The sequence below is a fragment of the Thermosynechococcus vestitus BP-1 genome (genome assembly GCF_000011345.1).
GTDB classification, from domain to species: Bacteria; Cyanobacteriota; Cyanobacteriia; order Thermosynechococcales; family Thermosynechococcaceae; genus Thermosynechococcus; species Thermosynechococcus vestitus.
Window position 1 is genome coordinate 1139454 of record NC_004113.1, and the last position, 11896, is coordinate 1151349.

The 11896-nt window shown below is 52.9% G+C and carries 10 protein-coding genes and 3 pseudogenes; 3 read left to right on the top strand and 10 right to left on the bottom strand.

Annotation, left to right across the window (positions count from 1 at the left end; all coding sequences use genetic code 11):
* Positions 1 to 15 precede the first annotated feature (15 nt).
* The 6 genes and pseudogenes from TLL_RS05600 to TLL_RS05625 all read right to left on the bottom strand — a co-directional run.
* The gene (locus TLL_RS05600; protein WP_011056951.1) at positions 16 to 984 is read right to left on the bottom strand and encodes a DUF3086 domain-containing protein; all 969 of its coding nucleotides are present in this window, start codon (positions 982 to 984) and stop codon (positions 16 to 18) included.
* Positions 974 to 1378 carry a DUF3119 family protein gene (locus TLL_RS05605; protein WP_011056952.1) on the bottom strand — a complete coding sequence of 135 codons (405 nt, stop codon included), beginning with the start codon at positions 1376 to 1378 and terminating at the stop codon, positions 974 to 976. Before TLL_RS05605 ends, TLL_RS05600 begins: the two co-directional genes overlap by 11 nt.
* A gap of 4 nt (positions 1379 to 1382) precedes the next feature.
* Entirely contained in the window at positions 1383 to 2672 is a 1290-nt protein-coding gene (locus TLL_RS05610) for a hypothetical protein (protein WP_011056953.1), read from the bottom strand.
* 69 nt (positions 2673 to 2741) lie between these two features.
* The gene (locus TLL_RS05615; protein WP_011056954.1) at positions 2742 to 3446 is read right to left on the bottom strand and encodes a biotin--[acetyl-CoA-carboxylase] ligase; all 705 of its coding nucleotides are present in this window, start codon (positions 3444 to 3446) and stop codon (positions 2742 to 2744) included.
* Positions 3447 to 3452: 6 nt separating this feature from the next.
* Positions 3453 to 3887, bottom strand: coding sequence for a hypothetical protein (locus TLL_RS05620; protein WP_164920817.1), 435 nt, complete (start codon positions 3885 to 3887; stop codon positions 3453 to 3455).
* A 94-nt stretch (positions 3888 to 3981) separates the two neighbouring features.
* Positions 3982 to 4110 (bottom strand): annotated as a pseudogene (locus TLL_RS05625) (transposase); the annotation flags it as partial.
* A gap of 104 nt (positions 4111 to 4214) precedes the next feature.
* On the opposite strand from TLL_RS05625, the gene TLL_RS05630 reads away from it, so the two are divergent.
* Positions 4215 to 5393, top strand: coding sequence for an RNA-guided endonuclease InsQ/TnpB family protein (locus TLL_RS05630; RefSeq protein ID WP_011056956.1), 1179 nt, complete (start codon positions 4215 to 4217; stop codon positions 5391 to 5393).
* On the opposite strand, the gene TLL_RS05635 is transcribed toward TLL_RS05630, so the two are convergent.
* A complete protein-coding gene (locus tag TLL_RS05635; protein WP_011056957.1) occupies positions 5373 to 5789 on the bottom strand; it encodes a hypothetical protein in 417 nt (138 codons plus the stop codon). The genes TLL_RS05630 and TLL_RS05635 overlap by 21 nt on opposite strands.
* A gap of 163 nt (positions 5790 to 5952) precedes the next feature.
* Here TLL_RS05635 and TLL_RS05640 point away from each other — a divergent pair, with 163 nt between their 5' ends.
* A complete protein-coding gene (locus TLL_RS05640) occupies positions 5953 to 6945 on the top strand; it encodes an IS481-like element ISTel1 family transposase (RefSeq protein WP_165442184.1) in 993 nt (330 codons plus the stop codon).
* A gap of 50 nt (positions 6946 to 6995) precedes the next feature.
* On the opposite strand, the pseudogene TLL_RS13505 reads toward TLL_RS05640, so the two are convergent.
* The 3 genes and pseudogenes from TLL_RS13505 to TLL_RS05655 all read right to left on the bottom strand — a co-directional run.
* A pseudogene (locus tag TLL_RS13505) lies at positions 6996 to 7157 on the bottom strand (NYN domain-containing protein); the annotation flags it as partial.
* A 51-nt stretch (positions 7158 to 7208) separates the two neighbouring features.
* Positions 7209 to 7544 carry a hypothetical protein gene (locus tag TLL_RS05650; protein WP_011056959.1) on the bottom strand — a complete coding sequence of 112 codons (336 nt, stop codon included), beginning with the start codon at positions 7542 to 7544 and terminating at the stop codon, positions 7209 to 7211.
* Positions 7510 to 8292 (bottom strand): ABC transporter permease, encoded by a 783-nt coding sequence (locus tag TLL_RS05655; RefSeq protein WP_011056960.1) that lies wholly within the window; start codon positions 8290 to 8292, stop codon positions 7510 to 7512. The genes TLL_RS05650 and TLL_RS05655 overlap by 35 nt, the downstream gene beginning before the upstream one ends.
* 1861 nt (positions 8293 to 10153) lie before the next feature.
* Between TLL_RS05655 and ltrA the strand changes: the two are divergent.
* Positions 10154 to 11827, top strand: a pseudogene (gene ltrA, locus TLL_RS13510) (group II intron reverse transcriptase/maturase).
* The last annotated feature ends 69 nt before the right edge of the window (positions 11828 to 11896 follow it).

Consider the following 11896-nt stretch of genomic DNA (forward strand, 5'->3'; position numbering starts at 1 on the left):
CCAAGGGGAATGAAACTACTCAAAGAAATCAGAACTACGGCTAGGACGCAACTGGGGTTCAGGGGCAAAACCCAAGAGCAAGGGATATTGCAGCAGCGAAAGGCTGACTTGGGGTTGGGAATCATCAATGAGAATCAGGGGGATGTAGTCCTCCTGCTCGAGGCGATCAGCGCGAAAGGCGAGGGCATCGGCGGATTCAAATAGGGCAACCCCTTGATCGGGGCCAAAATCTTGGCGAGTGATTCCCAAGCAGTCCTGAAGGCCACGTCGCCAGTCTCCCAAGCGCTCAGGGGAATCAGCCAAAACCAAAACCCGCAACATCTCCCCATAGAAGTCCCGTAGGATCGAGATGATTGCCGAGGCAACAAGGATATTTTGCAACCGACTTGGGAGCGATCGCAGAGCACCCCGTCCCCCAAGATCAAAGAACCAACTTTCAACCCGCTCAGCGTGAACTTGCTCAAACGTGCGTCGCAACTGCCAAGGGGGGCCATAGTAGTTGGGACTACTCCGATATTGCTCTAGCAAACGGCGGATGCGATCCGCTTCCTCTTGAAATCCCTCATCAAGAATTAACTTAGGGGGTGTGGCGGCCGTTTCTGCTGGGCTAGGGGCAGTTTCCGCTACAGCGGGTGCCGGAGGCAGCAATTCCATTTCCTCAACGGTGGCGGCCAACTCCTGCATGCTCTTCACTAGAAACTCCTTAAACCCCTGCACCCGAATCGCGAGCTCTTGGGAGGCACCCACAAAATTACGGCGTAGCTCCTGTTCAATGCGTTCCTTGCGCCGCTCCAGTTGTTCAATGGTCAGTTGCAGACTTTGCTGTCGCTCTTCAAGGGACTTGAGGCGATCGTGGACCAGACGATGAAACTGCGCATCGAGGGCTTGAATTTCAGCTTTGAGGGCATCGCGCTGGGCTTTCAGAGTCACTAGGTCCTCTGAGGTGGGGTCAGAGGCATCAGTCACTGTAGGGTCATCCGTCATTGCGAACCGTGGAAATAAAGGCTGTGCGTGGGCAGCGTTCTTGGAGGCATTGTACTAAAGTTTTGGCGTCGAACAGAATCGGCAGAAAGTGGATATTCTTGACCTCCCGAAAATACAAGAGAACAGGAAAGGCCGGCCAAAAGACCTCCCAGTGCTGCCATTGCGGATAGGGAAAGTGCCGAATTTGTTGGCTACCCCGGTAGATATCGAGAGCGGTTGCCGTAAACTCCAAGCGTAGCGTTGCCGCCTGTACGGCCAAAAATAGGGCAAAGAGTGAAAGGGGCAACCCCAACCACCAACGCAGCCACCACAGGGGCCCACTCAACAACAGCACACCGAGAGGGACGGCAAATGAAGGTTGAAGGCGAACAGTGGCCAAGGAGGTTTCTTGCATGGGTTTACTCCTGCGGGGTTGTCGACTCCTCTAATTGTGGCAAATCCTTTGCCGTGGGAGCAGTTGCCTCTTCAGTGACCTCAGATGCAGGAGCAGCTGGGGTGGGTTCAGCCACAGAAGGAGCAGGTTGAGCAGGGACGCGCGGGCTAAGGAGAACGGAACGAGCTGGAGTGTCTGCTTTTTTGAAGGGATTCAGACGCTGCCAGAAGGGTTTTTGCGGTACTGGTGTCTCTTTTTCTGGTTCAACCCTAACTGTTGGTTCTGGGGTTAGCTCAGCAGGGGTTTCTTCTGGGGGCTCAGGGGTGGGTGGGACTTCCTCTACTGCCTCTAGGGGGAGTGTGGGTGGGGAGTCCTGAGCAACGGGAGTAGGGGGTGCCTCAACAACAGGCGTGGGTTCTGGGGTGGGTTCAGGGGGGAGGTTGCTGGGCAAATCTGGACTGAGGCTACTTTGGAGATTTTTCGCCGCCAGTTCTCCCCGTAGCAGGCGCGAGAGAACATCCTTGCCATTGGGTTGATAGGTGACGAGGCGGGTAATGGGATTGTAGGGAGAGGGAATCCGCTGACCATTGCCATCCAGGAGTTCGAGCCGCACCCAGTTATCCCCCGGCTGCAGTCCAGTGAGATAGTAGGCCTGCCAGCGATCAACAGTGAAAGATTGACCATTGATCGTGCAGCGCACCTGCCATACCTTCTCATTGTTGAATAGCTGATCCAAGGGTAGGTTGCTGAGATAAAAGTCGAGGAGCACCGGTTCAGTGCCATAGGTACCGCTGGGCTGATTGTAGGTGAGCAGGGGAAGACGGGCAGCGCGAGTGTCCTCATCTGCGGTGTAGAGATGAAACACGGTTTGAGCATAGGCAAGGGGATTTTTCAGACTTTCACCCCAGGGGTACACGACAAAAGCACGGAGAAGATGCGTTCCTGGCTCAAGGTGAGTAAATTCAATGGGTGTGCTCAGGTCATAGACACTGCGGCTGGGCAGATCATCAAGCACCACCTCCACATGGGGACCCAAGCCTGTGTGCTGATCCTGAAACAGGCGTAGCCCTTGGACACTGAGCTTGACGGTGACGTTGCGACTTTGGAGCGTTTGGTTGACTTCGGGGGTGAGAATTTTCAGCTGGGGTTCATAGCGATCAAACCAATTTTTCATATCCTCAATGGCCACAGGAGCCGCCACCTCTGCCAGCGAGCCACTGGATTTTGCCGCTGCGATGTCTCCCATTGACCAGAGGAGAATGATGCTGAGAACTAAGGCGATCGCCCGTTGCCAACAGACCTGCCAACCCTTCATGCGCACCTCAGATGGTTGTAGTACCAAGGACAATTTTCGCAGACGGGCTGCCCACTTCCGCAATCAATTCTAGGGGCTGTAGATCACATGGCCACTGCTAAATTCCCGCACTTCGCCGTTGGTTAGGCGCACCTGCAATGTCCCGCGATCGCTAATTCCCAGACCGATGCCCTGCCACCTCTGTTCTCCCTGAACAAGCGTGAGCGATCGCCCCCGCAGAAAGTCTCGCTGCGCAGCGACCCCCACCCACTGTGACCGTTGCCAACACCAAAGCAGTTCAGCACGAATGGTTGCCAAGAGTTCCAAGTCGGTGGGTACGGCTTCCCAGGGATCAAGCAGCTGATGAAGACTCATGGCTTGGGGAAGGCCCATTGCCTCAACATCTACACAGCGGTTAAGCCCCACCCCCACCACTAACCAAGGGGAACAGCGTTCACAGAGAATTCCCGCCAGTTTCTTCCCCTGAGCCATCACATCATTGGGCCACTTCAATTGCAGATGGCGATCCAGCGCTGGCCGCAGCCCACTCAACGCACGCATCACCGCTATCCCTGCTTGGATACTGGGAGCAACGATCGCTGGCGAATAGGGCAAAATAAAGGAGGCCGTCAACACTCCCTGCGGGGATTGCCAAGGGCGGTTGTACTGGCCTCGCCCCCGTGTTTGTGCCTGAGTATAGATGACTTGGCCGCTATAGAGCTGATCGGCATGGTGCAATGCCCATGTATTTGTGCTCTCACAGGTCTCTAGCCACACCAACCAAGGAAAATCCATGGCGATCTACTTGGGCACTGAAACAGAGGGCTCAATGAGTGCCCGCAACAGTTCTGGTTTCGGATCCGTCTCCACCCGTTCAAAAACCCCCTGCAGGGTCTGGTGTAACCACTCTGTCAATGCTGCATAGCCTTCGCGCAGGGTTGTGATGTTCGCAGCCACAAAATAGCGATCGCCGCTGTGGGGAGCTGGCACGAGAATATTGGCCCTTTGGCAGTTAGTCAAAGCAATTTCAATTTGACGACCACTCATCTGTGCTGGTGTGGTTTTCTCAATCATGGCGGCCAGTTCCTCTAAGGTAGCAGTGCAATCGCGATGGTCAAGGAGCCAGGCTAAAGTATGCGACAAGGCTGAAGGTTGGGCGATCGCCACCCGTTCGTGACTGAGCAGGGCCCGATAGGTTGCCAGACTTTGGAGGGGACGCTTTTCAAAATTGGCCATCACCACAGCACCGGCGGGAAGATGCTCCCGTAGGCCAAGACGCCGTTGATTGGCACTGCCCTGACCAATGAAATGGGATACAAGCCCCGTCCTTTTAGGACGGCTTTTTTTGATTTCTAATGTATTCCTTAAGCACCTCTAACGGCGCTCCTCCAACAGATGCCGCAAAATAACTAGGGCTCCAAAGTGATTCTTCATGGGGTTTTGGTAGTGCAGCTTTTCCATTCCCTCAGCGTCCGTAACACTGTGCCTTCCTTTACGAAGATGACTTGACATTGCCTGCAGACCAACCTATAATCTAGCTACAGACCAATTATAACACAACCAATGAAAGCTAGATATAGGTATCGTTTCTATCCCACAGACCAACAACGACAACGCCTAGCTCAGTTGTTTGGGTGTGTCCGTGTGGTATGGAACGACGCACTGGCAATTTGTAAACAATCTGATTCATTGCCAAAAACTAGTGAATTGCAAAAGCTGGTAATTACCCAAGCGAAGAAAACACCAGAGCGGCAATGGTTGTCTGATGTTTCTAATGTCCCGTTACAGCAGTCTGTTGCCGATTTAGGAGTTGCCTATAAAAACTTCTTCGATGCAATTAAAGGTAGACGAAAAGGCAAGAAGATCAACCCTCCTAGATTTAAAAAGAAGACAGAAAGACAATCGGCCAGATTTACTACCTATGGATTTTCAATTAAAGGCGAAGAAGTTTATCTGGCGAAGATTGGTAATGTCAGACCAATTTGGTCAAGAAAGCTTCCTTCTAAACCAAGCTCAGTTACGGTGATTAAAGATAATGCAAATCGATATTTTCTCAGTTTTGTGGTCGAGATCGATCCAGTTGATCAACCTGCAAGTAATCCTTCTATCGGCATTGATTTGGGAATTAAAGCGTTTGCTACTTTAAGTACGGGCCAAAAGATTGATGGCCCTGATTATTCGAAGCTAGACAAAAAGATCAGGCGAAAACAACGCAAACTGGCCCGTCAAGTTAAAGGAAGCAAACGGCGGGAGAAAACAAGACTGCAAATCGCTAAGCTTCATAGTCGGATTTCAGACATTCGCAGGGATTTCTTGCATAAATTGTCTACCCGCGTGGTTATCGAGAACCAAGTAATCGCGCTGGAAGACTTGAATGTCTCTGGAATGGTGAAGAACCGCAAACTCGCTAGAGCAATTAGCTTGCAAGGTTGGCGAGAATTCAGGGTTTTAGTTGAGGCTAAGTGCAACAAACTAAACCGTGAGTTCATTGTCATTGACCGATGGGAGCCAACCAGTCAGACTTGCTCAACATGCGGTTTTAAATGGGGCAAAGTCGATCTATCCGTTCGCTCGGTCGTATGTCTAAATTGTGGTACAGAGCACGATAGAGACGAAAATGCCGCAAGAAACATAGAAAAAGTCGGGATAGGGCATTGCCACGACTATAAATGGACGCAGAGGGAGAGTAAGACTACTTCGGTAGCATCACCCGATGAAGCGTCAAGAATCATCGCACTTTAGGGCGGTGAGTATGTCAAAATGAAAGACACAGAAGATCGTGTTTTTGCAGACGTAGCGCAAGTATTCCGAAAACTTGACCATCCCCAACAGCAAAATGTCAAAGTTGGGCAGCAGGGCTTGCACCGCCCCTTGGACTTTACTAATAGGTAGCCCTTCCTGCCGCAGAAGCTTGCCACACTGCGAATCCCGGCGATACCAATCGAGAATCTGCCGCGTTTTAGCGATCGCCCCCTCAGCATGGCCAACCAAACTCACCCTCAAATCGGCACACAAACGACGATTGTCCGTATCTAAGGGAAAGGCGGCGGGGGTGATGGTTGGTGCCGCAGCTGCCATGGGGGGAGCGGGACTGACCACCGGCGGCCGGGATTGCACCGTTGGATCGGGAATGTGCACAAAGGCATCACAAATGGCCTGAAAACTCTTGCCCGCAGCATCTTCGTAGGTGTCAGGTCCCGCATCATTATATTCCCAGAAGTCGTGCTAAACTCTTTGAAGCGTACCGGCTCCTTGAGTGCTTGTTCCAAGGTCGGAAAGCATTGAACGATGGAGCGTAGCCATGCCACGTATTCATGCCAACGCCCGAACGACACCCCGAATTCGCCGTGAGATTCAACAAGCACCGGCTTCGATCAGTCACCGCGAGCTTGCCAGGCGTTACGGAATCCACCGGCACACAGTAGCGAAATGGCGTAAGCGCGCAAGCGTTGAAGACAAAAGCACCCGCCCGCACCGCCTGCAAACGACGCTTACGGAAGCGCAAGAGCTTGTGATCGTTGAGGTGCGTAAGCTCCTTTTGCTGCCTCTTGATGACCTTCTCGTTCTTGCCCGGACGTTCCTCAACCCCAATCTGAGCCGCTCAGCGCTGGATCGCTGCCTGCGTCGCCACGGGGTCTCGAACCTCAGGATACTGCAAAAGGAACGCGAAAGCCTCGAAGGCAGTCCCAAAAGCACCACGCGGCAGTTCAAAGCGTACGCACCCGGGTTCATCCCCATCGACGTCAAATACCTGCCACAAATGCCGGATGAGGAGCAGCGCCGCTACCTCTTTGTCGCGATTGATCGGGCAACGCGCTGGGTCTATTTGGCAATCCACGAGAATAAGAGCGCAGAATCGGCAACGCGCTTTCTTGCAAATGTCCTTGCCAACGCTCCTTTCGTGGTGCGTACGGTGCTGACCGATAACGGCAAGGAGTTTACCGACCGTTTCTCCTCCGCAGGCGAACGCCAACCCACGGGACGTCATCCGTTTGATCAGCTCTGTCGTGAAAAGCGCATCGCCCATCGGCTCATCCAACCCCGCCATCCGCAAACTAACGGGATGGTGGAACGCTTCAACGGCCGCATTGCCGAGATTCTGCGCGCTGAACGCTTTGTCTCGGCAGCCGACTTGCAAGAGACGCTCACGCGATACCTTTGGGCGTACAATCACCGCATTCCCCAACGCGTTTTGGGCCACATGACTCCCATTGAGAAACTGCGATGGTGGCAAACTGAGCGACCAGACCTCTTCGTTTCAAGGGTAGATAATGTCACGGGTCTTGACACGTAGGCACAGCCAATCACCGTTTTGCCGTACTGCCGTAACTTCTTGGCAAGGGAGCCAAAGCCACCATCCCCGGAGACGATCACAAATGTATCAAAGCGGTCATCCTGAAAAATCAAGTCCACCACATCAATGGCCAATTGAATATCAGCAGCATTTTTGCGATTTTCGTAGGAAAAGCCAAAGACCTGTACAGGTTCAATGCCCAATTGGTGCATTTCACGGCGCAGTGACCCAAGGCGAGCATCACTCCAGTTGGCATAGGCACGTTACAGCAGCACCCGCTCGATGGGGTAGGCTTGGCGAATATGGGCTTGGATCGCACCGAGGGAGATTTTGGCCACATCTGCGGCTTTGATGTTATAGCCTTTAATCAAGTTTTCAATATCGTAGAAAATAGCAGTGCGGCGCTGGTGATGCCCAGAGGTTCGGGTTGCAAGATGTTCCAGTTTTTCCTCTAAACGCTGTAGCAGCTCCTCGATTTGGGGAGTGAGGGCATGACGTTGACGATCCTGTACCCAAGTACCCACCAATGCCCCCGCAGAACTGACCGCCACTACAGGAAGCGGCTCACGGGTAAGGGCGACGGCAAGGGAACCCGCCACGATCGCTCCTAAAGTTGGGAAACGCTGCCCGCAATCGCTCCTGCACCTTTGCTAAATCCTCTCCCGGCTTTGCTTTAACCATGACATAGGTGATGCGGGTACTGGGGGACACCAAGGGCAAAAATTCGGGTACCGGTTCACTGGTATTAAACCGTGGGAAGTTCAAGTAAAGGTTCGCAGTTTCCAGCGAGGTAAAAACATAGGGGCTAGAGACAATTGATTTAACACCGCGCGTCCAGCCAATGACCGTTGCTGGGTAGTTATTCACACGACCTTTCTCCCCCAAAGCTGTGAGGGAAAGGGCATTGAGGTCAATGCGATCCACAGTGACGCTGTAGGGTTCCTCTAGCTTCCTCAGGGGTGCACCAGCAACTGTCGGCAAAGGCAGCAAGGTTCCTGTCGGTTCAACACCCACCACTTGCACTGGATCGATCGCCTCGGTCTCTGAACGCCGCCATATGGCTGACTGCATCAGGAGTGGTTCTGCCGCCGCAACCCCTTCAACTGCTTGGGCATCAAGGACAACTTGATACTCAATGGGCAATGTCAGGCCAAAATAACGCAACTCACTCGAGGCAATCCAGAAATCCGCTTCGCTTTTGTTCATCAAGAGAGTGGCGGAGCGACTGAATCCCTCAAGGAGTCCCGTTTGAATGGTGACGAGACTCACAGCAAATGTGATGCCCAGTTGAGCAACGAGGAAGCGACTAAAATCTTCTAAAAGATTTTTCCGAGCAAGGGAGACCATTTCTCCATCCTAAGTTTTAGCCGAAGTGGTGTCTAGGGCTTTTCAGCCAGTTGGAGCCCAGAGGTTCGCGATCGCCTTAATAAGCCCATAGGCAATCCTTGGCTAAAAACTCAACTGGCACCTCTTGGACTTGGGTCAAGTAATCGCCACCTGAATCGGCATATAAGATCGGATGGCGGGCTTGAAAATAGCGGTTGTCATACTCCCATAGGTTCCGATCCCTCGGCGTGAGACGTTGCTGCCGCCGCTTAACAATTTCTACCTGATCAAGCGGTGCGCGGAAAGACGAGGCTCTATCACTGGTTAGGGAGAAAGAACACCATCCTGGAAGATAGAGGGTAGGTTATTGATATGGGTAATGTAATAGAAACTTGATGATCTTGAATTCAGAACGTGCGATGCGAAAGCCAGCCAGGTGATTGTCCCGTTAGCCCAACAAGCTAGAACGGGACCGATTGTTCCCCCAACCGTAGCCTAGGGAGGCATGCGCGACTGGTAACGGTCAGGTATGAAGCCCTCCCGACAACGGAGCCCGAACCGAAAGGTTGAAGCCGAATCCGTGAGGAGGAAGCAACTTTGCCAGCGTCAGGCGATAGGGAGCTAGGCTTGAGGGTATGGTGAACGCAAGTGAAGTGACGCCAGAAGCCTCGTTACTATAAACAGGCCAAAGACGCCGATAGGCCTGAGCCAAAATGGCAAACGGACTGGTTTCACTGCTGTCATCTCAGTGGACGGGGACAACAGCTCCGCCGGGGTAAAGTCACCACCTAACCCCTCGCGTCATCTGGTTGGAACGCGGTAAGCCCGTATCGTCGCCTTGAACATTCAAGGCAGGCAAACCGTAAGGAATGCTGATGAGGGTGCGGGTATGGGATGCAGGAGAAAGCGAATGCTGGTCTGTAACGGACCGGATAGGGGTTGAGGAGAGGACCCAACATCACCCCGCCCGAAAGGGAGCAGACTTCCTGCTGGTCTCCCTTTGCGAGATAACCTGTAGAACCTCTTGAATGGAGACAAGGCAGTGCGACGCGAAAGCTAGCCAGATGATTGTCCCACTAGCCCAACAAGCTAGAACGGGACCGGTTGTTCCCCCAACCGTAGCCTAAGGAGGCATGCGTGACTGGTAACGGTCAGGTATGAAGCCCTCCCGACAATGAAGCCCGAACCGGAAGGTTGGAGCCGAATCCGTGAGGAGGAAGCAACTTCACCAGCGTCAGGTGATAGGGAGCTAGGCTTGAGGGTATGGTGAACGCAAGTGAAGTGACGCTAGAAGCCTCGTTACTCCAAGCAGGCCAAAGATGCTGATAGGCCTGAGCCAAAATGGCAAAGCGGATTGGATTCACTGCTTGCTTTTCAGTGAACGGGGACAGCAACTCCGCCGGGGTATAGTCACCACCTAACCCCTCGTGTCATCTGGTTGGAACGCGGTAAGCCCGTATCTTCGCCTTGAACATTCAAGGCAGGCAAACCGTAAGGAATGCTGATGGGGGTGCGGGTAGAGGAGGTGGGAAAAAGCGAATGCTAGCCTGTAATGGGCTAGATAGGGATTGAGAATGCTGGCAGGACATTCAACATCATCCCACTCGAAAGAGGGCAGACTTCCCGCCGGTCCCCCCTTACGAGAAAGTCTATAGAACCTTCCTAATGGTGACAATGCAAATGGCGGTGATCTTGAGTCACTGGTGCGGTCACCAACCTGCTCAAAAGGTAGAGAGGCTGTAGATGAGTATCGTAAAGGTTGCATGCACAACCGGTTCCTCTTAAATGAGGGGTCCTGGGGGGCTCGAGCCGGATGCGGGGAAACTTGCACGTCCGGTTCCTAGGGGGCTAGGGGGCAGCGATGCCCCCCTGCTACCCGACAATGACGGTGGACCAAACCACTGGTGCAGTCACCAACCAAACGGAAATAAGCTGGCACAGCATAAACTGGGCCAAAGCCAACCGTGAGGTAAAGAGGCTGCAAGTGCGTATCGCAAAGGCTGTGAAGGAAGGACGCTGGGGCAAAGTGAAAGCTTTGCAATGGCTCCTGACCCACTCGTTCTACGGCAAAGCCCTTGCCGTGAAACGGGTAACTGACAACTCAGGCAGTAAAACACCTGGTGTGGATGGGATAACCTGGTCCACACAAGAGCAGAAAACCCAAGCCATAAAGTCCCTCAGGAGAAGAGGCTATAAGCCCCAACCCCTGAGGCGGGTATATATCCCGAAAGCAAACGGCAAACAGCGCCCGCTAGGAATCCCGACAATGAGGGACAGGGCAATGCAGGCACTATATGCACTAGCCCTAGAACCAGTCGCGGAAACCACAGCGGACCGGAACTCCTATGGGTTCCGGCGAGGACGTAGCACTGCAGACGCCGCCGGACAATGCTTTATAACACTAGCAAGGGCCGACAGCGCAACCTATGTCCCCGACGCTGATATCTCCGGATGCTTTGACAATATCAGCCATGAGTGGCTACTAGCAAACATTCCACTTGACAAGGAAATCCTACGGAAGTGGCTCAAATCCGGGTTTGTCTGGAAACAGCAACTCTTCCCCACCCATGCTGGGACACCCCAGGGAGGGGTAATCTCCCCGATATTAGCAAACATGGCTCTGGATGGGATGGAAGAGCTACTGAATGAAGCACTTCAGAAAAGCCAAAGTCCATCTCATTAGATATGCAGACGACTTTGTCGTAACCGGACAGACGAGGGAGACACTGTGTATTGCGGCAGCAATAATACAGAAATTCCTCAAGAAAAGGGGCCTTACCCTATCACCGGAAAAGACAAAAATCGTCCATATCGAAGAAGGGTTCGACTTTCTCGGATGAAACATCCGCAAGTACAAAGGAACACTCCTCATCAAACCTGCGGAAAAGAATATAAAAGCGTTCCCCAAGAAAATCCGAGACACACTGAAGCAACTTACAACAGCAACCCAAGAAACTGTGATAGAAGTGCTCAACCCAATTATCAGGGGATGGGCTAACTATCACAAAGGCCAAGCATCCAAGAAAACCTTTGCCCAAGTGGACCACCTCATCTGGCTAAAACTATGGCGATGGGCAAGGCGCCGGCACCCAAACAAACCACTCCGATGGGTGAAAAATAAATACATCATCCAAACCGGAAACAGAAACTGGGTGTTCGGTATGCGGACGAAAGACAAGGATGGGAAACCGTGGGCTAAATACCTAACACAAGCCTCTGACACCCGAATCGAGCGCCACGTCAAAATCAAGGCAGACGCCAACCCGTCTCTCCCAGAATGGACGGAATACTTTAGAAACGCAAGAAACTCAAAGAAACCCCCGCCCAATACCGGTACACCCGCCGGAAACTATGGGAAAGACAAAATGGCACCTGCCCAGTATGCGGGGGAGAGATCGAACAAGACGATCTTACCGAAATCCACCACATACTGCCCAAACACAAGGGCGGTTCTGATGACCTGGACAACCTTGTCCTAATCCACGCCAACTGCCACAAACAGGTGCACAGCCAAGACGGTCAGCACAGCCGGTTCCTCTTGAAAGAGGGGCTTTGAGAGGCTTGAGCCGGATGCGGGGAAACTGGCACGTCCGGTTCTTAGGGGGCTAGGGGGCAGTAATGCCCC